17 protein-coding genes are annotated in these 22,060 nt (G+C 70.5%); 14 read left to right on the top strand and 3 right to left on the bottom strand.

Annotated elements, in window-relative coordinates; all coding sequences use genetic code 11:
* Window positions 1-6: 6 nt before the first annotated feature.
* The 3 genes from ACFRAL_RS00795 to ACFRAL_RS00785 are packed head-to-tail and all read left to right on the top strand — an operon-like array spanning window position 7 to window position 4,617.
* Window positions 7-1,488: a DUF6379 domain-containing protein gene (locus ACFRAL_RS00795; protein WP_378878742.1), complete on the top strand. Its 1,482-nt coding sequence runs from the start codon at window positions 7-9 to the stop codon at window positions 1,486-1,488.
* Window positions 1,481-3,142 carry a DUF5597 domain-containing protein gene (locus tag ACFRAL_RS00790; RefSeq protein ID WP_378878740.1) on the top strand — a complete coding sequence of 554 codons (1,662 nt, stop codon included), beginning with the start codon at window positions 1,481-1,483 and terminating at the stop codon, window positions 3,140-3,142. Before ACFRAL_RS00795 ends, ACFRAL_RS00790 begins: the two co-directional genes overlap by 8 nt.
* Entirely contained in the window at window positions 3,139-4,617 is a 1,479-nt protein-coding gene (locus tag ACFRAL_RS00785) for a family 43 glycosylhydrolase (RefSeq protein ID WP_378878738.1), read from the top strand. Before ACFRAL_RS00790 ends, ACFRAL_RS00785 begins: the two co-directional genes overlap by 4 nt.
* Here ACFRAL_RS00785 and ACFRAL_RS00780 read toward each other — a convergent pair.
* The 3 genes from ACFRAL_RS00780 to ACFRAL_RS00770 all read right to left on the bottom strand — a co-directional run bounded on the left by ACFRAL_RS00780 (window position 4,610) and on the right by ACFRAL_RS00770 (window position 11,508).
* Window positions 4,610-6,754: a glycoside hydrolase family 3 N-terminal domain-containing protein gene (locus ACFRAL_RS00780; RefSeq protein ID WP_378878736.1), complete on the bottom strand. Its 2,145-nt coding sequence runs from the start codon at window positions 6,752-6,754 to the stop codon at window positions 4,610-4,612. The two genes, ACFRAL_RS00785 and ACFRAL_RS00780, sit on opposite strands and share 8 nt — an antisense overlap.
* A 102-nt stretch (window positions 6,755-6,856) precedes the next feature.
* The gene (locus ACFRAL_RS00775) at window positions 6,857-8,161 is read right to left on the bottom strand and encodes an ABC transporter substrate-binding protein (protein ID WP_378878734.1); all 1,305 of its coding nucleotides are present in this window, start codon (window positions 8,159-8,161) and stop codon (window positions 6,857-6,859) included.
* 149 nt (window positions 8,162-8,310) lie between these two features.
* A complete protein-coding gene (locus tag ACFRAL_RS00770) occupies window positions 8,311-11,508 on the bottom strand; it encodes a glycosyl hydrolase (protein WP_378878733.1) in 3,198 nt (1,065 codons plus the stop codon).
* Between the two features lie 152 nt (window positions 11,509-11,660).
* On the opposite strand from ACFRAL_RS00770, the gene ACFRAL_RS00765 reads away from it, so the two are divergent.
* From ACFRAL_RS00765 to ACFRAL_RS00715, 11 genes are all read left to right on the top strand, one after another.
* A complete protein-coding gene (locus tag ACFRAL_RS00765) occupies window positions 11,661-12,623 on the top strand; it encodes a sugar ABC transporter permease (protein WP_336394307.1) in 963 nt (320 codons plus the stop codon).
* A gap of 1 nt (window position 12,624) precedes the next feature.
* Window positions 12,625-13,461: a carbohydrate ABC transporter permease gene (locus ACFRAL_RS00760; protein WP_336394308.1), complete on the top strand. Its 837-nt coding sequence runs from the start codon at window positions 12,625-12,627 to the stop codon at window positions 13,459-13,461.
* A gap of 97 nt (window positions 13,462-13,558) precedes the next feature.
* Window positions 13,559-14,353, top strand: a complete 795-nt coding sequence (locus ACFRAL_RS00755) for a TIM barrel protein (protein WP_378878730.1) — start codon at window positions 13,559-13,561, stop codon at window positions 14,351-14,353.
* Window positions 14,350-15,864, top strand: coding sequence for a GMC oxidoreductase (locus ACFRAL_RS00750; protein ID WP_336394310.1), 1,515 nt, complete (start codon window positions 14,350-14,352; stop codon window positions 15,862-15,864). Before ACFRAL_RS00755 ends, ACFRAL_RS00750 begins: the two co-directional genes overlap by 4 nt.
* Before the next feature lie 50 nt (window positions 15,865-15,914).
* Entirely contained in the window at window positions 15,915-16,319 is a 405-nt protein-coding gene (locus ACFRAL_RS00745) for a DUF6379 domain-containing protein (protein ID WP_336394311.1), read from the top strand.
* A complete protein-coding gene (locus ACFRAL_RS00740; RefSeq protein ID WP_336394312.1) occupies window positions 16,316-17,446 on the top strand; it encodes a sugar phosphate isomerase/epimerase in 1,131 nt (376 codons plus the stop codon). Before ACFRAL_RS00745 ends, ACFRAL_RS00740 begins: the two co-directional genes overlap by 4 nt.
* A complete protein-coding gene (locus ACFRAL_RS00735; RefSeq protein WP_378878727.1) occupies window positions 17,443-18,513 on the top strand; it encodes a sugar phosphate isomerase/epimerase family protein in 1,071 nt (356 codons plus the stop codon). The genes ACFRAL_RS00740 and ACFRAL_RS00735 overlap by 4 nt, the downstream gene beginning before the upstream one ends.
* Window positions 18,506-19,291: a nuclear transport factor 2 family protein gene (locus ACFRAL_RS00730; RefSeq protein WP_378878725.1), complete on the top strand. Its 786-nt coding sequence runs from the start codon at window positions 18,506-18,508 to the stop codon at window positions 19,289-19,291. The genes ACFRAL_RS00735 and ACFRAL_RS00730 overlap by 8 nt, the downstream gene beginning before the upstream one ends.
* 9 nt (window positions 19,292-19,300) lie before the next feature.
* Window positions 19,301-19,717: a DUF6379 domain-containing protein gene (locus ACFRAL_RS00725; RefSeq protein WP_336394315.1), complete on the top strand. Its 417-nt coding sequence runs from the start codon at window positions 19,301-19,303 to the stop codon at window positions 19,715-19,717.
* The gene (locus ACFRAL_RS00720; protein WP_378878723.1) at window positions 19,714-20,928 is read left to right on the top strand and encodes a Gfo/Idh/MocA family protein; all 1,215 of its coding nucleotides are present in this window, start codon (window positions 19,714-19,716) and stop codon (window positions 20,926-20,928) included. The genes ACFRAL_RS00725 and ACFRAL_RS00720 overlap by 4 nt, the downstream gene beginning before the upstream one ends.
* Before the next feature lie 61 nt (window positions 20,929-20,989).
* Window positions 20,990-21,997, top strand: a complete 1,008-nt coding sequence (locus ACFRAL_RS00715) for a sugar phosphate isomerase/epimerase family protein (RefSeq protein ID WP_378878721.1) — start codon at window positions 20,990-20,992, stop codon at window positions 21,995-21,997.
* Window positions 21,998-22,060 lie beyond the last annotated feature (63 nt).

Here is a 22,060-nt window from a genome sequence, read left to right as displayed (position 1 = left end):
ACCCCCATGCCCAACGGACTCATCGCCGAAGACAGCCTGCGCCCGCATCCCGAGGGGCTCGCGCTCACGCTCACGATCCCCTGGTACCGGAGCCTGTGGCTCTCGTCGGTCACGACGCTGCGCCTCACGGTCGACGGCGCCGACATCCCCGCCGACGACCTCGCCTTCGAGCTCGACGGCACGCGGTACACCGTCGCGGAGCTGCCCGACCGGAGCGAGACGCTGTGGTTCCTGCAGCAGCATCCGCTCCTCATCGCCCGGCTCGACCGGCCGGTGGAGCTCGGCGAGCAGCACGACGTCGAGATCTTCGGCGAGCTGCGCCTGCCGTACATGCAGATCGCGCCCGGCCAGGGCGGCGGGCCCGGCATGTACGTGCCGAACATCGTGCGCCAGTCGTCGACGCTGACGGTGACCGACCGCGACGCGACGCCGGCGGTGACGGTGACGGATGTCGCACCCCCGCCGCCCGCCGCGGAGGAGGACCCGTTCCGCCTCGGCCTCACGCTCTACTCGGCCAGCGCCGAGTTCCGCGCCGGCTGGTACGACTTCGACGGGCTGCTGGACCGGGTCGCCGCGCTCGGCATCGGGCCGGGGATCGAGATCGTGGCGTCGCAGGTGCTGCCCACGTATCCGGTCGTGTCGGACGAGTTCGTCGCGCAGTGGCGGGCCGCGTTCGACCGCCACGGCTTCGACGAGAGCTCGTTCGGCGCGAACCTCGACATGGGCCGTCGCCGCGACCGCGACATGACGCCCGACGAGGAGTTCGAGTTCAGCGAGCTGCTGTTCCAGGGAGCCAAGAAGCTCGGATTCCCGCTGGTGCGGATCCAGAGCGCCAAGCCGGAGCTCCTGCGCCGACTGCTGCCGGTCGCCGAGAGCCTCGACCTCCGGCTCGCCTACGAGATCCACGCCCCGATGGGGCCCAACTCGCCCGAGATCATGAAGGTCCGCGACGTGTACGCCGACCTCGACTCGCCGCTCCTGGGCTTCGTCGCCGACTTCTCCTCGACGATGCACGCGATGTCGCCCACCCTCCTGCGTGCGGTGCGCCGAGCGGGGCTCGACGACGAAGCCGTCGAGCGTCTGCAGCAGATCTGGGGGACGGATGCCTCGATGCGCGAGCGGCAGCAGGAGTTCATCTCGTATCTCCAGAGCCGCGACTTCGATCCGGGACGACTCGGCTCGTTCGCGCACCTCGCGTTCAACATGCACGGCCATGTCGATCCGCGGGAGTGGGCCGACATCATGCCGCAGATCCTGCACGTGCACGCGAAGTTCTACGACATCGACGAGGACGAGCAGGAGCCCGCGATCGACTACCCCGAGCTCGTGCGCGTGTTCGTCGAGGGCGGCTACCGCGGCTACTGGTCGAGCGAGTGGGAGGGGCACGCGTTCGCCGAGCTGGGCGAGGTCGACCCGCTCCTCCTCGTCCGCAAGCAGCACGACCTCATCCGCCACTCGATGCACGCCGTGGAGGCCCCGCGTGTCTGACACCGACATGAGCGGCGCGTCCCGCGGCTCCGCGTGGTCGTTCGGCGAGGATCTCCGGCTGCGCGAGAACGGCGAGCTGCGTCTGCTGCTCGGCGGGCAGGTGCACAACTCGTCGAGCTCGTCGACGGCCTCCATCCGCCGGTCCTTCGCGCACGCCCGGGACCTGAATGCGAACACCGTGCTGGCACCGGTGAGCTGGGCGCTGACCGAGCCGCAGGAGGGCGCGTTCGACTTCGCGCTCGTCGACGCGATGATCGAAGAGGCCCGGGGTCTCGGGCTTCGCCTCGTGCTCCTCTGGTTCGGCGCCTTCAAGAACGCCGCCTCGACGTACGCGCCGCGGTGGGTGAGATCCGACCAGAGCAGGTTCCCCCGAGCCGTCGTCCACCCCAAGACCCGGGGGAGCGCCTTCCACTATTCCGGGGTGATGCCCACCCCGGTGCTTTCGGTCTTCAGCGAGAACCTTCTCGACGCGGATGCGGCGGCGTTCGAGGCGTTCGTCGCGCACGTCGCCGACGTCGACCCCGGCGATGTCGTCGCGATGATCCAGGTCGAGAACGAGTCGGGACTCCTCCGCGACAGCCGCGACCGTAGCGACCTCGCCGAGGCGGCCTGGCGTCGCGACGTGCCGTCCGCGCTCATCGCCGCCGCGCGCCGGTCGGACCCCTCGTCCCTGCTGCGTGAGCGGTGGGACGCCGGTGGCCGGCGCGAGGCCGGGTCATGGCGCGAGGTGTTCGGGGACGACTCGGGCGCCGACGAGATCTTCATGGCCTGGTCGATCGCCTCGTACGTGCAGCATCTCGCCGAGCGCGGGCGGGCCCGCAAGCGCATCCCGATGTACGCCAACGCGTGGCTGGGCCCCCAGCCCGGGCAGGACGAGCCGGGACAGTGGCCGAGCGGCGGACCGTCCAGCCGCGTGATCGACGTGTGGCGAGCGGCCGCGCCGGCCCTGTCGCTGGTCGGCCCCGACATCTACGTCGACGACGCCGACTCCGCGATGCGTGCCTACGCGACGGGAGACCAGCCGCTCTTCGTGCCCGAGAGCAGGCTGCGCGCGGGAGAGCTCGTGCGCGCCGTCGGCGGCTACGGAGCAGTCGGCTGGTCGGCCTTCGGCATCGACGGGGCGAACCCCGAAGGTCAGGTCGCGGCGGTGCTCGCGTACCTGAGCGCCTTCGAGACGACGATCGCCGAGGCCCAGCGACGGCAGCGCATCGGCGCCGTGGTGGTGGAGCCCGGGGCCCCGCCGGCCGAGGCATCCGTCGGCGATCTCACCGTGAGCGCGCGCGGGCTGAACGACATCGTGCGCGACTTCCTGCTCGACGTGGGTGTGCAGCTGCCCGCGGGGCCGCTTCCGGTCCCGGACGAGACGCTGCCGGGTGAACCGGTGCCGACGCCCGGCGAACGACGCCCGTTCGCGCTGGTCTTCGCCGAGTCCGACGATGACATCGTCGTGGTCGGACAGGGCGTGAAGCTCGACTTCGCCGCGGCGCACGGATCGGTCGAGGTCGACGCGGTCGTCGAGCTGCTCATGGACGCCGGCGCCGTCGTCGCCGGCCGCGTGCTCAACGGCGACGAGCGGCTCCAGGTCGTGCCGGTGGATCGCGTCGGCGCCGCGCGGATCACTCTGCTGCGTATCGAGGCGGGGCCCCGAGCGTGAGGGATGACGCGGCGACCTTCCGCAACCCCGTCCTGGGTGGAGACCGGCCGGATCCCGCCGTCATCAAGATCGGCGACGAATACTGGATGACCTACTCGTCGTTCGAGTCCGCCCCGGGCCTGCTGCTCTACCGATCGCGCGACCTGGTGAACTGGACGTACGAGTGTGCCGCGCTGCCCGAGCCGCTGGGCAGCACGTTCGCGGTCGACATCGCCGTTCACGACGGGCGCTTCTTCATCTACATCCCGTTCATCCCCGCGCCGTGGTCGACGCTCACAGCCCCATCGATCTTCGTGATCCACGCCGACTCGATGGAGGGGCCGTGGTCGGAGCCGATCGATCTCGGAGTCCGGTGGGCGATCGATCCCGGGCACGTCGTCGGCGAGGACGGCACGCGGTACCTCTTCGTGAACGGCATCCGTCGCATCGCGCTCACCGATGACGGGCTCGCGACCGTCGGCGAGCTCGAGCAGGTGTACGACGGCTGGCGCTACCCCGACGAATGGATCACCGAGGCGTACGCGCTCGAGGGACCGAAGCTGTTCCGGCGCGGCGAGTGGTTCTACCTGGTCAGCGCTGTCGGCGGCACCGGTGGCCCGCCGACGGGGCATATGGTCATCGTCGCGCGGTCGCGGTCGGTCCACGGACCGTGGGAGAACAGCCCGCACAATCCCGTGGCGAGGACGACGGATGCCGCGCAGGCCTGGTGGTCGCGCGGGCACGCGACGATCCTGCCCGGCCCCGCGAGCGAGGACTGGTGGATGGTCTCGCACGGCTACGAGAACGGGTACCGCACGCTCGGACGGCAGATCCTGCTCGAGCCGATCGCCTGGACTGCGGACGGCTGGCCCGTCGGCGTGCTCGAAGACATCGGCGGAGACCTCACCGCACCGGCCGGCGCCGCGGCACAGCGCGCCCCGGTCGCGTTCGCAGACGACTTCTCGACACTGCGGCTCGGCGAGCGCTGGGCGTTTCATGCACCGTCGCCCGGCGAGGCGTCCCGGCTCACTGTCGACGACGGCCTCGTGCTCGCCGGAAGGGGCACGAACCCCGGTGACACGTCACCGCTCGCCGTCCTCACCGGCGACCACTCCTACGAAGTCGAGGTCGAGGTGGAACTCATCGGCGGCGACGTCGAGGGCGGCATCCTCCTCTACTTCAACGACCGGCTCTTCTGCGGCATGGGCATCGACGGCGAGCGCATGCGCAGCTACGCCGGCGGGCACGTCACGCACTGGCGGGAGCCCGCGCCGGCCGTACGCCGCCTGCAGCTGAGGCTCCGCAACGACGCGCACATCGTCACCGGCTGGTACCGCGAGCCCGGCGGGGACTGGACGCGCCACGCGATCCGGTACGAGACGTCCGGCTACCACGCGAACACCATGGCCGACCTCCTGAGCCTCCGGCCGGCGCTCTACGCGGCCGGGGAAGGATCGGTCCGGTTCCGCGACTTCCGGTACCGCCCGCTCAGCTGACGCGCAGCTCGACGGCCTGCGTCGACGCCAGCGTCGCGCCGACGTGGAGCCGGAAGAGGCCGGGCTCGACGACGAAGGCCGGGGTCGCGGCATCCGTCGTCCAGAAGCCGAGCTGCTCGCGGCCGATCTCGAACCTGGAGACGACCGTCTCACCGGCGCCGACGGTGCGGCGCTCGAACGCGACGAGCCGGCGGACGGGCGGGGCGACGCTTGCCACGACGTCTTCGACGTAGACCTGCACCACCTCGTCGCCCGGCCTGTCGGAGGTGTTCGTCACGTCGAGCTCCAGCACGACCGGCTCGTCGATCGCGCTCCCGGGCACTTCGGTCCGTGACAGGCGCGGGGTGCCGTGCGCGAAGGTCGCGTAGCCCGAGCCGTGACCGAACGAGAACTGCGGCCCGAGCTCGAGGTCGAGGTACTTCGAGGTGAACTTGTCCTCGACGTTGTCGGGTCCATGGAGGCCGACATCGGTCTCCTCCGCCGTGAGCCTGCCGCCGGTCGAGGCGGGACGCCCCGTGTGCTCGTGCGCGTAGTGGATCGGGATCTGGCCGACCGAGCGCGGCCACGACATCGGGAGGCGCCCCGCGGGATCCTCGTTCCCGAGGAGCACGTCCACGATCGCGGCGGGGGCCTCCGTGCCTCCGTGCCACGCCACCAGCACACTCGGTGCGAGATCGATCCAGTCGCTCACGACGAGCGGGCGGCCGGCTTCGAGGACCACGATGAACGGGATGCCGCAGCCGGCGACCGCGCGGATCAGGTCCTCCTGACGTCCGGGGAGTCGGATGTCGCTCCGGGAGGCCGCCTCGCCCGAGAGCGCGCTGGGCTCGCCGACGCAGAGGATCACCAGGTCGGCCCGCGACGCCGCGTCGACCACGGAGGAGATGCCGGAGTCGGTGCCCGCGAGGAACTCGACCCCGGGCACGACCTCGAGCTCGACCTCGGTCCGACGCGTGCCGAGCTCGTCTGCGATGCTTCCCGCGCGGGCGCCGAAGTACTGCGTCCACGCGCCGAGGTGGTCGGTCGACTCGGCGTACGGGCCGGCGAGCAGCACGCGTCGCGGCGATCGAAGCGGGAGGGTGCCGTCGTTCTTCAGCAGCACCGACGCGCGGGCGGCCGCGCGTCGGACGAGAGCGCGCGACGCCTCGGTGGGCTCGGTGATCTCGGCATCTTCGTCGACGTAGGGCTTCTCGAAGAGCCCGAGCCGCTCCTTCAGGGTCAGCACACGGGTCACCGCGTCGTCGAGCCGCGCGGGGTCGAGCGCCGACAGCGCGCTCGGGTCGAGATCGGCGGGCGCGCCGCCCATCTCGATGTCGAGGCCCGCGTGGAAGGCGAGGACCACGGCCTCTTCGACCGTTTCGGCGACCCGATGAGCGACGAGGTTTCGCACGCCCTCGGCGTCACCGACGACCACGCCCGGGAAGTCCCATTCATCCTTCAGCACACCCGTCAGCAGGCGCCGGTTCGCGTGCATCGGGATGCCGGCCACCGTGTTGAAGGCAGCCATCACGGTCGCGACACCCTCGCCGACGGCAGCGCGGAAGGGCTCGAGCCAGACGTTGCGCAGCTGGTGGTACGAGGCGTCCACGCCCGCATAGTCGCGACCACCCTCGGGGGCGCCATAGGCCACGAAGTGCTTGGCCGTCGCCGCGATCGCGGTCGGGGACGAGAGGTCGTCGCCCTGGTAGCCGCGCACCATGGCGCGCGTCATCGTCACGGCGAGGTGCACGTCCTCGCCGAAGCCCTCGACGACCCGTCCCCACCGCGGGTCCCGCGAGATGTCGGCCATCGGCGAGAACGTCCAGGTCACTCCGCCCGACCGGGCCTCCGCGGCCGCGAGGGCCGCGAGGTCCCGAACCAGCGCGGGGTCGAAGCTCGCCGCTTGCGCGAGGGGCACCGGCGCGATGGTGCGCTGCCCGTGGATGACGTCGAGCCCGACGAGAAGCGGGATTCCGAGGCGGGTCTCCTCCACGGCCACGCGCTGCAGCGCGTTCGTCGCCGCCGCCGACGGCGGCCAGAAGACGGAGCCGAGGCCTTCGCGCACGAGCTGCGCGGCATCTTCGTGCTTCGGGCGGAAGACGATCTGCAGCTGGCCGAGCTTCTCGGCGTCGGTCATCTCGGCGAGCAGGCTGCTCACGCGTGCGCTTCGTTCCATCGCGGCCTCCCAGCCGGTTCTCGAGAAAGGCATGCCGCCCGGGGCCGAGGCCCCGGGCGGCATGTCCGGTTCAGTGGTGCGGACTCAGCTGTCCCAGGCCGCGTCCATCTCCTCGAGCACCTGGTCGACCGTCTTCTGGCCGGTCAGGAGGCCCTGCACGCCGGTGCCGAGGGTGTCGTAGACGGTCGGGTTGGGCCAGGTCGCGTTGGGCAGGCCCGCGAAGGAGCCGGACTCCAGCAGGTCGCCGATGGGCTCGTAGACCGGGTTCACGTTGCCCGCGTTCGCACCCGAGATCGGCACGAAGCCCGACAGGTCGGCGAACTCCTCGAGCTGGGCGGGCTCAGCGAGCCAGTCCAGGAACGACTGCGCGGACGCCTTGACGTCGTCCTCAGCGGCCGCGTTGACGGCCCAGGCGTAGTTCGCAGAGGCGAGCGTGTACGCGTCCTGGCCGTCGGCCGGCGGGAACGCCTGCACCGTGAGGTCGAGGCCCGTTCCGGCGCCGATCGAGATCGCCGCGGAGCCGGGGACGGCCGCCGTGAGGGACGTCTGGCCGCCGATGCCCTGCGTGATGCTGTCGAACGTGCCGCCCGCGACGCCGTCCTGGAAGCAGCCGCTGTCGTTGAGCGTGACGACGTCGTTGAGCACGTCCTCCCAGCCGCTGCCGACGAACGTCACGTCGCCTGCGGCGCGCTGCTCGTTCCAATCGGGGTCGGCCGCGTAGACGCGCGTCGCCGAGACGAGCATCGAGAACAGGCCGGTGTTGAAGGGCACGCCGCCGGCGAGCACGGTGAACGTCTTGCCGCCCTCGCGCGCGGTGGCGCAGGCATCGAGCAGCTCGTCGAAGGTCTCGGGGTAGGCCTCGATGCCGACCTCTTCGCCACCCGCGCCGTTGTAGATGAGCCCGACGGGCGCAAGGGCCGTCGGCTGACCGTAGATCTCACCGTCGACCTCGTAGAGCGACTGCGTCCCCTCGGGGATGACCCCGGCCGAGGTGTCGTTGAGCGGCTCGAGGAAGCCCGCCTCGGCGAGCGTGACGACCGAGATCGCCTGCCCCGTGCCGGGGGCGAGCACCATCATGTCGGCGGCGTTGCCGGCCTGCAGCTGCGTGGTGACCTGCGTGTTGTACGCGTCGGAGGGGTAGGGGATCATCTCGATCTCGACCCCGGTCTCCTCGGTGTACTTCTCCGCCATCTTCGCGTAGTAGTCGTCCTGATCGTTGGCCTGGGCGACCATGAGCGAGAAGCCGACGTCGGTGGCATCGCCTCCGCCGTCGTTGCTGTCGCCGCCGTCGTCGGCGCCGCTGCCGGCGCAGCCGGCGAGGATGAGGACTCCCGCGATCGGGGCCGCGAGGAGCGGCCAGCGGAGCCGGGAAGCTGTGTGCTGTGGCATTTCGACCCTTTCGTGACTTCGTTGTCGCCAGCTCGGGCTGCTGGCTCGGCACCTGGCCGCGCCCTCACTCTGACACACATTGGCCAGTTTTCGACATTAGTATTGCTTATGCGGTGCAATAGCCCCGCTGATCCGCACATTCGCGCCGGTCAGGCCGGATTCTCGGTCACCAGGCGGACGGGACCTTCCAGCCCCGCGGGAAGCGGCTCGGCCGTGGGCTCGAACACGGCCGTCATCGGGGCGAAGATCTGGGCGGAGGGCCGGCGGGCTTCGGCGATGAGACGGTTGCGCCACGGGGTCGCCACCTCGACCTCGATCGTGTTCGCGCCCTCGCGCACCGCCGGTGTGGCGTCGACCCGGAAGGGCGCCGTCCATGCGACCCCGCAGTCGACGCCGTTGACGACCACCCGCGCGATGTCGTGGACGCGGCCGAGGTCGATCCAGACGCGGGCCCCTGCGTGCGGCTCGGCCACCTCGAACTCGGCACGGTAGACCGCCGTGCCTGAGAAGGCGCGCGCGTCGGCGTCGAGCTGCGTCCACAGCGCCGGTCCCGCCGGCAGGACGATCTCCGGCCGGCCGGGGAACGTGAGCGACCACGGTGCGCCCCCGAGCGGGACGCTGTGGACGGATGCCGCGCCCTCGGCCGCCGCGCCGGGCACCACGAACACCGACCCGAACGCCGGCAGGGCGATCTCGGCCACCGTGCGGTCGTCGGTGCGCACGCCGTGCAGCGGATCCGCCCGCAGCTGGACCGGATCCCAGATGCTGAGCGCGCCGACCTGCTCGGGCACGGAGATCCGGACCCGGACGTCCTCCGCCGTCGGGTTGGCCAGGAACGTGACCCGCCGACCGTCGACGATGCGCGCGATGGTGCGCACCGGGGGACCGGCCATCTCGAAGGCGGAGCGCAGGCCGAGCAGCGCAAGCGCCCGGGCGAGGTCCGACGTGGCGACCACCCGCCCGGTGTCACGGTCGGGTGCCCAGATCCCCTCGCGGAGGCGCCGGAACGCGACGTCGTCGTCGCCGAGCGAGGGCGAGGACTCCGGGGGAAGGCCCACGATCGTCGCGCCGGCGTCGAGGAGGCGCTCCAGGCGACGCAGCGTCGCCACGGTGAGTCGCCGGCTGGAGCCGCCCAGGAACAGCAGCCGATACCGCGCGCCCCGCGAGCGCAGGCCGCCGTCGGGGTCCACCCGCAGGAGCGCCAGGCCGTCCGGGCCGACGTAGTCGAAGTCGAACCCGTCCGGCACGGCGGTGTCGACCCCGTCGTCGAACAGGGCGGTGACCGGGGCCTCCTCGCCGACGAACACGGCGACGTCCACCGCGGGCTCGCCGGCCGAGAGCATAGCCGAGCAGCGCGCCAGGTAGTCGACCCAGGGCCGCGCCATGCCGGCCCACGTCTCGGTCGCGGTGAAGGCCTGCCCGAGGAACGGGGCCAGCGCGACGCCCGGCGGCGGAGCGGCGAGCGGCTGGTGCGGCGAGGTGTGGATGCAGAACCGGGTGACGCCCAGCGCGAGCTGGAGGTCGGCGACGTGCTTGAGGCTGCGGGGCGACGACGCCCACGGCCGGTCGAAGCTGGTGAACGCCTCGGCACCGGTCCAGCTCCTGCCGTGGACATGGGCGACGGATGCCGCGCCCTTGAGATCGGCCACGTAGGTCGGCCGCGGCCCGGACCCGGGATCGAACGTCCACATGGCGCCCATCGGCACATCGGCGTGCGAGCGCATGGCGAGGTCGTCCCCGAGCTGGGGGCGGCCGTCCTCGAGCGCCTCGGCGTAGTGGGTCATGCCCCGGCGGCCGGCTTCCGATGCGAGCGTGCCGTAGTACTCGGTGGCGAGGAGCTCGGCGAGCGTGCGGCGATAGTCGTACAGGAAGCGATCGGATGCCCCCGCCCCGCCCACCAGATAACCCGCGAGCGTCGGCAGCCACGGGGTCGGATCGTAGCCCCGCAGCTCGCGGAACCGCTCCGCGATGCCGTCCGTCCAGTTCTGGCTGCCGGCCTCGATGCTGTCGCTCAACAGGGCGTCGAACCCCTCCGCCTCGAACTCGGCGAGGTGGCGCTGCAGATAGGCCGCGACCCGCGCGCCGTCGAGCTTGTCGACCTCGAGCCCCGTCGCATCCGGCAGCGCCGGCCCGTTGGTCTGGCCGGTGAGGGAGGCGCCCAGCCGGAGGATGCGCCACCGCCCGGGCGGAGCATCCCACTCCAGCCGCCCACCGTCGACGAGCCCGGTGAGGTCGTGCACGTCCGCGACGCGCACCGCGGCGGCGTCCGCCCGTGCGTCCGTGTCGACGGCGTAGTAGTCCGGCACGACGGCGAAGCCCGCCTTCGCCTCGGCGTGGTGGATGCGGCCACCGGCGCGCAGCGCGAACTCGGACACGAGGAACGCGTCGCTGCGGCGCAGCACCGGCGGGACCCGCACCCCGTCCGCGACGGGCGGGAGGGCCTCGGCCGCGCTCGCGCCGGAGAGGACGAGCCGGAACCGCCGCGCTGTCACGGGCGCGAACGCCGCCGTGCGGGCAGGCGACGTGGTCGCCGCCAGCGTGGCGACCGGCCGGAAGCCCGTGCCGTCGTCGCCGGCCTCGAGCACCGCCTCCGGCGGCGGCGCCGCGCCGAAGCCGCGGGGGCCCGGCAGGCCGACGGTCACCGAGCGCACGGTCACCGGGTCGTCGAACTCCAGCTCGAGCCAGGCGGACGACCAGGCGTCCGGGTCGCGGGGGAGGGCGAGCGCCGTCTCGAACGATCCGTCGGTGAGGCAGGCGACGTCCTCCGCCGAGGCCGACGCGCGGACGCGGTCCGGACGCAGCACATCGTGGGCGGCCTCGGCCGGGAACGCGAGCACGCGCCAGTCGGTCGCCCAGGGCTCCCGCCGAGCGGCCCCCCAGCGGGGGGCGTCCTGGAAGAGCCCAGCCGCGTCGGGAAGCGGCGGCAGCACGACGGTGCGCCGGCCACCGCCGTCGACGACCGCCTCCGACCACACCGGCTTCTTCATGGCATCCGCCGGATCCACCCACGGACCGCCGCTCGCGCTCCAGCCCGCCGAGGTCGCCACGGCGAGCTCGAGCCCGAGCTCCGCCGACGTGCGCACCGCGGTGTCGATCGCCTCGTGCCACGCGGCCGACCCCGGGCGGACCGGCTCCGGCACGACCAGCGGAACCCCCATGCCGCCGTCGAACAGCTGGACGCCGCGCACGCCGACGGCGTGGAGCCACGTGAGATCGCGGACGATGCCGTCCGGGTCGACGTTGCCGTCCATCCAGTGCCACCATGCCCGCGGCCGTGCCGCATCGGGCGGGTCGACGAAGTCCCGCCACAGGTCCGAGGGAGTCGGCATCGACGGCGTCGCGGGCATGCCCTCATCCTCTCCGCCGCCCGCTGCGCGGAGCCGCCTGCGCCACTTATATCCGATATCGCTAAAACTAATGTGTACTTTCGACGCAAGTGTGTGAGGGTGGCATCAGCGCCGCCGAAGTCGCGGCGCGTGACGACGAGGTCAGAGAGCAGATGACAGTGACGATTGAGCGCGATGCCACTCGCACCCTCACGGTGCCTCCCGATGCACGCCGCACCCCTCGCCCGCGCGGCCGCAAGCCGCTGATCAGCTACGGGCACTGGTGGTGGGCGCTGCCCGCGATCATCCTCGTCATCGCGGTGCACTACGTCGCCACCCTCACCGGCGGCTTCTTCGCCTTCACGAACTGGACGGGCCTGGGCGACTGGGAGTTCATCGGCCTCGACAACTTCGTGCGCATCTTCAACGACCCGCTGATGGTCGGCGCCGTGCTCAACACGCTGTTCCTGGCGTTCGGCTCGGTCATCCTGACGAACATCCTCGGGCTCGGGTTCGCCCTCGCGATCAACCGCACCCTCAAGACGCGGTACGTCCTGCGGACGCTCCTCTTCCTCCCGGTGGTGCTCAGCCCGCTGGCGGTGGCCTACATCTGGAAGTTCATCTTCCAGTTCAACGGACCGCTCAACGGCTTCCTGGCGGCGATCGGCCTGGAGTCGTGGCAGAAGGTGTGGCTGGCAGACCCCACCTGGTCCATCTGGGCGATCCTGCTGACCGTCGTGTGGCAGCAGACCGGCTTCGTCATGGTCATCTACCTCGCCGGCCTCGCCTCGGTGCCGGTCGAGATCGAGGAGGCGGCCGCCCTCGACGGGGCCAACATCTGGCAGCGGTTCCGGCACGTCACGGTGCCCGCGATCCGCCCGTCCATCGCCATCGCCACCACGCTCGGCATCATCCAGGGCCTGCGCATCTTCGACCAGATCTTCGCCCTCACCGGCGGCGGCCCGGCCGGCGCCACCGAGACGCTCGCGACGCAGGTCTACAAGCAGGCCTTCTCGCTCGGCCAGTTCGGCTTCGGCTCGGCGCTCGCCCTCGTGCTGACGCTCATCATCCTCGTCTTCGCCATCCTCCAGCAGTACGCCACCCGCGACCGCGACGCCGTCGGAAGGGCCGCCTGACATGTTCCGCTACACCAAGCTCACCGCGGCCCGCGAGGTCGCCATCTGGGTCGTCACCCTCCTCGGGCTGCTGCCCTTCTACTTCCTGATCGCCACCGCGTTCAAGACCGACGAGGAGGCGCTCACGACGAGCGCGATGGCGCCGCCGTCGTCGCTGGACTTCAGTGCCTTCGTCGAGGTGCTCACCACGGGGGGCCGCAACAGCATCCCGATGAGCATGCTCAACAGCGTCATCATCACCGGCGGGGCCATCGCGGGGCTCGTCCTGTTCGGGTCGGTCGCCGCGTACGTCATCACGCGCCGGACGCGCGCATGGACGAACCTCACGTTCTACCTCGTCCTCATCGCCATCATCCTGCCCGCGCAGCTGGGCACCGTGCCGCTGTACATCGGGGCGCGGTCGGTCGGCCTCACGGGCAACGCGATCGGCATGATCCTGCTGTGGATCGGCATCCTGCTGCCGCTGTCGGTCTTCCTCTACGCGAGCTTCTTCCGCGGGCTCACCACCGAGTACGAGGAGGCGGCCGTCATCGACGGCGCGTCCCCGACGCAGGCGTTCTTCCGCGTCGTGCTGCCGCTCATGGCGCCGGCCACCGGCACGGTGGCGATCCTGGCAGGGCTGATCGTCTGGAACGACTTCTTCAACTCGCTGATCTTCCTCGGCGGATCGACCACGCAGACGCTGCCCGTCGCGATGTACACCTACGTCGGCGGACTCGTCTCGGCGTGGAACAAGATCTTCGCCGTCGTGCTCATCTCGATGATCCCGATCCTGCTGTTCTACATGTTCGCGCAGAAGAAGTTCATCCAGGGCTTCGCCGGCGGCCTGAAGGGCTGACGTCGCGGCACCGATTCGGGGGCGGCCGGATCGTCGAGCGGACGGCCGAGAGGCCCCGCACGTCGCCCACTCATCCGAAACACCGACCGGAGACGTCATGTATCGACTCGCACCCAACATCGAGCTGCTCTTCACCGAAGCCGGCGACTACCACGACCGCGTGTGCGCCGCCGCCGCGGCGGGCTTCACCGCCGTCGAGATGTGGGGACCGACCGGCGCCGATGCGCCATCGCAGCCCAAGGACCTCCCCGCGCTGAAGGCCGCCCTCGAAGAGACCGGCACGCAGCTCACCGCACAGCTCTCGGAGCCGCGCACGCAGTTCATGATCCCGCCGTGGGACCACTCGGAGTTCTACCGCAAGCTCGACGAGGGCGTCGCCATCGCCCAGGATCTCGGGTGCCCGCGGATCGTCGTCGGCAGCGGAACCGGCTTCGGCGGCTGGAAGCGCCAGGTGCAGCTCGACAAGCTCATCGAGATCTACCAGAAGGCGATCGCACAGATCGACGGATCGGGGATCACGCTCGTGCTCGAGCCGGTCAACGTCCGCGTCGACCATCCCGGCTCGCTCCTGGACCGCACGGCCGAGGCCGTGTATGTGGCACGCGGCGTGGACTCGCCCTTCTTCGGCGTGCTCTACGACATCTACCACTCCGCCGTCGAGGGCGAGGACATGGCGGCCGAGCTCGCCAACGCGGGCGAGCTCATCAGATACGTCCAGCTCGCCGACGCGCCGGGTCGCGGCGAGCCCGGCTCCGGGGAGCTGGACTGGGCGCAGCGCCTCGGGCTGCTGCGCTCGTCGGGCTACGACGGTCCGATCGGCCTGGAGTACTACCCGACGCAGGAGTCGGAGGCATCCGTCGCCCTCATCCGCGAGCTGGCGGCGTCGGCATGACCCGATACCCCCAAGACGTCGACGTCGTCATCGTCGGGTCGGGTCCGACGGGAGCCGCCTACGCGCGCATCCTCAGTGAGCAGGCGCCGGGAACGACGATCGCCATGTTCGAGGTCGGTCCCACGATCTCGGACCCGCCGGGCGCGCATGTCAAGAACATCGCCGACCCCGAGGCGCGTGCTCGTGCGCAGGCCGCTTCCGAAGGCCCGGGGGAGCGCGGTGCGAAGGTCGCGAACCCCGGTGCCGCCAAGGCCGGCGTGCGCGCGGCGCGTCCTGGGACGTTCCTCCTCGAGGACGGATACCAGTTCCCCGGCGAGGACGGGCTTCCGGTGGTGGCCATGTCGAGCAATGTGGGAGGCATGTCCGCCCACTGGACGGGGGCCTGTCCGCGTCCGGGCGGCAGCGAGCGGATCGAGTTCCTCCCCGATTTCGACGAGCTCCTCGCGGAGGGCGAGCGCCTGCTGGGCGTCACCACCAACGCGTTCGACGCGGCGCCTTTCGGCGAGATCGTCCGCGAGCGTCTCGCGAGGGCCGTTGACGAGGGGCGAGCGGACGAGACGAAGGTGCAGCGGATGCCGCTGGCAGCGCACCGGCGCGAGGACGGCCGCCTGGTCTGGTCGGGGTCGGATGTCGTGCTGGGCGACGTCACGCGCAGGAACCCGGGCTTCACGCTCTTCGACGAATCGCTCGTCACCGCCGTGCTCGTACGCGACGGCCACGCGGCAGGCGTGCGGGTGCGCGCCCTCCGCTCGGACGAGACGCACGAGGTGGCCGCCCGGTTCGTGGTCGTCGCCGCTGACGCGCTGCGCACCCCGCAGCTGCTGTGGGCCTCGGGCATCCGTCCCGCCGCTCTCGGGCGCTATCTCAACGACCAGGCACAGGTCGTGTTCGCCGCCCGCCTGCGCGACGTCCAGACCCTCGGCGCTGATGCTCCGACGACGGGTCTGGCCGAGTACAGCGGGGTGAGCTGGGTGCCGTTCACCGACGATGTCCCGTTCCACGGACAGGTCATGCAGCTGGATGCCTCGCCCATCCCTCTCGCCGAAGACGACCCGGTCGTCCCCGGTTCGATCGTCGGACTGGGACTCTTCTGCGCGAAGGATCTGCAGGCCGACGACCGGATCGAGTTCGACGACGTCGCGCGGGATTCCTACGGGCTGCCAGCGCCTCGAATCCACTACACGCTGACCGACCGCGACCACGAGGTCATCGAGCGAGCGCGCGCAGAGATCGTGCGACTGGGCGAGGCGATCGGCGACCCGCTGGACTCCCGGCCCTTCACGCTTCCGCTCGGGTCGTCGCTGCACTACCAGGGGACCACGCGGATGGGCGAGGCGGACGACGGCACGACCGTATGCGATATCGACAGCGAGGTGTGGGACGTTTCCGGCCTCTTCGTCGCCGGCAACGGCGTCATCCCGACGGCCACAGCGTGCAACCCCACCCTCACCTCGGTCGCCCTCGCCGTGCGCGGCGCGCGCAAGATCGTCGACGATCTTGCTTCTGTCTAATTCAGACATTAGAGTGTAGAAACATAGACAAAGTAGTCAGGAGCTATCTCGTGATCCCCGATCGCATCATCGAGCAGGGCACGCTCACGACCGACGGCACGCGTGCCGCGGTCGAGGTGCGGCTCCCTTGGTACCGCGCGTTGCCCGCTTCGTGCATCGCCGGCGCGAAGCTGTCCGTCGACGGCGTCGAGGCGCCCGCCGAGTCGCTGCGCTGGGAGATGAACGGCCGCACGTTCACCTTCGCCGAGCTCGCACCGAACACCGAGGAGTGGTGGTTCCCCACCGACTCGGCCGTGCTCTCGGGCGACCTCGCAGTGGACGAGGACGGGGAGCACACCGTCGCCGTCGAGCTCGTGCTGTACATCCCGTACATCGTCATCGGCGCGGACGAAGTGCTCCACATCGAGGAGAAGGACATCAAGACGATGTCCGCACGGAAGGCGGTGGCGGCATGACCCTTCGACAGGCTGAGGCAAAGCCGGAACTGGGAACCCCGATCCAGGGCGTGACGCTCTACAGCTTCACGCGCGCCTTCCACGGCCGCGAGTACGACCTCGAGGGCCTCGTGCGCAAGGTCGCCGCCGACGGCTACGGCCCGGGCCTGGAGATCATCGGCTTCTCCAGCTTCCGCGGATTCCCCGAGATCGACGACCGGTTCGCCGGCTGGTTCCGCGACCTCGTCGACGAGACCGGCCTCGTCACCACTTCGCTGGCCGTCAACGCCGACATCGGCATCCACCGCGACCGCCTGCTCACGCAGGACGAGCTGCTGGAGTACATGCGCAGGCAGATCGCGGCGGCGGCGAAGCTCGGCTTCCCGATCGCCCGCGTGCAGATCTCCATCACGCCCGACTCGATGGAGGCGCTCGCCCCCATCGCCGAGGAGTACGGCGTGACGCTCGCGCTCGAGGTCCACGCCGACCAGTACGCCTCGCACCCGCGCATCCTCGCGCTGCGCGACCGCTACGAGAAGGTCGGGTCGCCCTTCCTCGGCTTCACGATGGACTGGGGCGCCACCGTCTCGGGCTTCGCCCCCTCGCTCATCGAGGCCTACCGCCGGCGCGGCGCGTCGGAGGAGCTGCTGGCAGAGGTCACCGGGCTGTGGGACGAGTTCTACCGGCAGGGTCCGCCCGCCGACCAGGCCGAGCACGGTCAGCGCTTCGGCCGCTTCATCGGCCTCGCCGCGCAGCACGGTCGCCCCGACCTGGGAATCGACATGGGCATCAACGCGACCGGCTTGTTCGGCCCCGCCCGCGTGGACGACTGGCTCGAGATCTTCCCGTGGATCAAGCACGTCCACGGCAAGTTCTTCGGCATCGACGACCAGCACGAGGAGCCGTCGGTCCCGGTGCGCGACCTCATCCGCCTGCTCGTGGAGAACGGCTACAACGGCGCGATCTCCAGCGAGTACGAGGGCTGGCATTGGAACCACTGGCAGAGCCCGTTCGACATCATCCGCGACGAGCAGGCGGTGCAGCGCTCCGCCGCCGCCGACGCCGGATCGCGCATGACCACCGATCTCGTCGAGGCGCGCGCTCAGCTCGCCGCCTGGCTTCCCACCACGCAAGGAGCATCCGCATGACCCTTCGACAGGCTCAGGGCGGCGCCGACGGCATCGCCGGCACCGGCATCAAGCTCGGAACCACCCTCTACTCGATGACGAGTGAGTTCGCCGCGGGCCTGTACACGCCCGAGACGCTCATCGCCGCCGTCGCCGAGGAGGGGATCGGCCCGGGCGTCGAGTTCAACATCGCACAGCTGCTGCGCACGTACCCCGACGTCGACCAGGAGTTCGTGAAGCTCTGGTTCGACTCCCTCGAGAAGTACGGGCTCGAGGCGAGCGCCGTGGGCACGAACCTCGACATGGGCCGCCGCAAGGACCGCGACATGACGCCGGACGAGGAGCACGACTTCCTCGCCCGGCAGCTGAAGACGGCGAACACGCTGGGCTTCAAGAGGGTCGTCATCCGCTCGCACGGCAAGGAGCTGCTGCGCAGCCTCCTTCCGCTCGCCGAGAAGTACGACCAGTACCTCGGCTACGAGATCCACGCGCCGTCGGGGCCGAACAATCCCCAGGTGCTGCAGATGCGCGAGATGTACGACGAGCTGCAGTCCGAGCGCCTCGGCTTCACCGCCGACTTCTCCTCGACGATGCACAGCCTTTCGCCGACGCTGCTCGCGCAGCTGGGGAAGATGGGCATGGACGAGAAGCACTTCGCGGTCATGGACGAGATCTGGCACGAGCCGACTCCCATGCACGTGCGCAACCAGAAGTTCGAGGACTACCTCGTCAGCCAGGGCGTCGACCCGCTGACCTTCGGCCCGTTCACGCGCCTCGCCTTCAACATGCACGGCCTCGTGCCGCCGGAGGAGTGGCTGGACATCATGCCGCAGATCTTCCACGTGCACGCGAAGTTCTATGACATCGGTGCCGACGGTGAAGAGCCGGCGATGGACATCCCGCGCATCGTCAAGCAGTTCGTCGTGGGCGGGTACCAGGGGTATCTCTCCAGCGAGTGGGAGGGTCACGCTTTCCAGGATCTCGGCGAGGCCGATCCGATCGACCTCGTGAAGAAGCAGCACGCGCTCATGCGCAAGGCGATCGAAGACACCGTCGCCGAGCAGTCGAAGGAGACCGCGAATGTCTGACACCGCCATCGCCCCCGCATCCCTCACCGAGCTGCAGGCCGAGCTCGCCGCCCTCCGCGAGGAGGTCTTCGCCGCCCGCGCCCTCGCGCAGCGCGCCGAGGACCGCGGCCAGGTCGAGAACCTGTTCAACCGCTACATGTACCTGCACAACGCCTTCGAGGACGAGCAGATCATCCCGCTGTGGGTCAAGGAGGGCACCGAGGGCATCCGCGCCCGGTACACCAACGCGGGGCAGTACACGACGTGGAAGAGCGTCACCGACTACCACCGCGGCCGGCCGCACCCCGAGGGCAAGCTCATCCTCCACGCCACGACGACGCCCGTGATCGAGGTCGCCGCCGACGGACAGACCGCGAAGGGCGTGTGGATGATGGCCGGTACCGAGTCCGGGCTCACCGACCCGAAGGTCGCAGAGGCGTTCCCCGACATGTACTCCCCCCAGGAGGTGCTCGGCAAGAAGGTCTGGGCGCACTGGGTGTGGTGCAAGTACGCGATCGACTTCCTCAAGCAGGACGGCGAGTGGAAGTTCTGGAAGTTCCGCTGCTACGAGCTCGCCCGCGCTCCCTTCGAGGAGAACTGGGTGAGCTTCGGCCTGAAGAACCAGGGCGCGTTCGACCTCGACCTGATGTACTTCGGCGACGACGGCAAGCCCGTGTTCATGCCGCCGGCCGACGAGCCCGTGCCCTCGACCAACCACCCTTACAGCCCCGAGACGGTGCAGAAGCTCGAGCCCGCCCCGCCGGTGCCGCACGCCACCTTCACCGACACCTACGCCTGAGGAACGACCATGGCAACGCACGATTCCCTCTTCGCCGACAAGGACGTCACGCGCACCGAGAGCGGCGTCGCCGTCTCGCTGCAGCTGCCCTGGTACCGCAGCCTCTGGCTCTCGGCGGTCGACGGCGTCGCGGCATCCGTCGATGGTGTCGAGATCCCCACCGACAAGCTGCGCTTCTCGCTCAACGGGCGCGAGTACCGCATCGAGGAGCTGCCCGAGCAGTCCGAGACCCTGTGGTTCGTCGCCGACAGGCCCGAGGTCCTCATCGACCTGGGTCGCGCCCCCGAGCCCGGTGAGAAGCTGACCGTCGAGGTCGTCCTCACGATGCGCCTGCTCTACATGCAGATCGCGCCCGGGGTCGACGGTGGCCCCGGCCGCTACGTCACCAACCGCGTCCCTGTCGAGCGCGAGGTCGTGCTCGCATGACCCTTCGACAGGCTCAGGACGGCGCCCTGCGCGTCGCGATGATCGGGTACGGCTTCATGGGCGCCGCCCACTCGGTCGGGTGGCGGCAGGCACCGCGGGTGTTCTCGCTGCCCCAGGCCGTCGAGATGGCCGTCGTCGTCGGGCGCAACGCCGAGGCGGTGGCGGATGCCGCGACCCGCTGGGGCTGGCAGGAGTCGGCGACAAACTGGCGCGAGGTCATCGCCCGTGACGACATCGACATCGTCGACATCGTCACCCCTGGTGACTCGCACGCCGAGATCGCCATCGCGGCGCTCGAGGCGGGCAAGCACGTGCTGTGCGAGAAGCCGCTGGCGAACACCGTTGCCGAGGCGGAGGCGATGGCCGATGCCGCAGCTCGCGCCGCCGCGCGCGGCATCCGTTCGATGGTCGGGTTCACGTACCGCCGCGTGCCGGCGGTGACCCTCCTGCGCGACCTCATCGCGCAGGGCGCCGTCGGCAGGATCGCGCAGGTCCGCGCCGCCTACCGCCAGGACTGGCTCGTCGACCCGGCGATGCCCCTCGCGTGGCGCCTGCAGAAGGAGCACGCCGGCTCCGGCGCGCTCGGCGACATCGGCGCGCACATCATCGACATGACGCAGTTCGTGACGGGCGTGGAGGTCACCTCCGTCTCGGGCGTCCTCGACACGATCGTGAAGCAGCGGCCGCTGCAGGGCTCGGGCTCGGGACTGTCCGGCACCGCCGCGGCGGGCGTCGGCGACGTGACCGTCGACGACGTCGCGATCTTCACCGGGCGCCTGTCCACCGGCGCGCTCGTCTCGTTCGAGGCGACGCGGTTCGCCACGGGTCGCAAGAACGACCTGTCGATCGAGGTGTCGGGAGACAAGGGCGCCCTGCGGTTCGACCTCGAGGACCTCAACACGCTGTGGTTCTACGACCGCACGGCCCCCGAGGCCACGCAGGGCTTCACGCGGATCCTCGTCACCGAGCCGCAGCATCCGTACGTCGCCGCGTGGTGGCCTGCCGGGCACATGCTCGGCTACGAGCACGGGTTCAGCCACCAGGTCGTCGACCTGGTGACCGCCATCGCCGAGGGCTCCGACCCGCACCCGTCGTTCGCCGAGGGGCTCTCGGTGCAGCGCGTGCTGGCCGCCGTGGAGGAGAGCTCGGACAACGGCTCGGGCTGGGTACGGGTCGAGGCGCCGGTCGCGGCCGGGACGACCGCGGATTGACCCGTTGCCACGGGCGGATCGCCGGATAGGTTTGTAGAAACAACAAAGCAAAGGAGCTTCGATGCCTCGTCCGATCACCCTCTTCACGGGCCAGTGGGCCGATCTGCCGTTCGAGGAGGTCGCACGACTCGCCGGCGAGTGGGGCTTCGACGGCCTCGAGATCGCCTGCTGGGGCGACCACATCGACGTGTCCCGGTGGGACGACGCCGAGTACGTGCAGTCCCGCAAGGACATCCTCGAGCGCAACGGCTTGAAGGTCTGGGCGATCTCGAACCACCTCACCGGCCAGGCCGTGTGCGACGACCCGATCGACGCGCGGCACAAGGACATCCTCCCCGCCCGGGTGTGGGGTGACGGCGAGCCGGAAGGCGTGCGACAGCGGGCCGCGGAGGACATGAAGAACACGGCCCGGTTCGCCGCGAAGCTCGGCGTGAAGACGGTCAACGGCTTCACGGGCTCGTCGATCTGGAAGGCGGTCGCGATGTTCCCGCCGGCCTCGGACGAGTGGATCGCCGCCGGATACCAGGACTTCGCCGACCGGTGGAACCCGATCCTCGACGTGTTCGAGGAGGTCGGGGTGCGCTTCGGCCTCGAGGTGCACCCGAGCGAGATCGCGTACGACTACTGGACGGCCAAGGCCACGCTGGAGGCCATCGGCCACCGCGAGAGCTTCGGCCTCAACTTCGACCCGTCGCACTTCATGTGGCAGCAGCTGGACCCGATCGCGTTCGTGCTGGACTTCGCCGACCACATCTTCCACGTGCACGTCAAGGAGTCGATCACCAACCTCGACGGCCGCAACGGCGTGCTCGGGTCGCACCTGCCGTGGGCGAACCCGCGTCGCGGCTGGACGTTCGTGTCGACCGGGCACGGCGCGGTGCCGTGGGAGCCGTTGTTCCGCGCGCTCAACGCCATCGGCTACGACGGGCCCACCTCGATCGAGTGGGAGGACGCCGGCATGGACCGCCTGCACGGCGCCCCCGAGGCGATCGAGTTCGTGCGCAAGCTCAACGCGATCACGCCGCCCGCCGCAGCCTTCGACGCCGCCTTCTCGACCAAGACCGACTAGCCGCCGCACGCCCGGCACCGGCCCGCCGGGGCCGGTGCGCGGCGTGCCCGGACGCAAGGAGCG

It is taken from the genome of Microbacterium sp. NPDC056736 (genome assembly GCF_042790415.1).
Lineage (GTDB): Bacteria > Actinomycetota > Actinomycetes > Actinomycetales > Microbacteriaceae > Microbacterium.
Note: the sequence above shows the minus strand (reverse complement) of the source record. Positions and strands in the feature narration are given on the sequence as shown.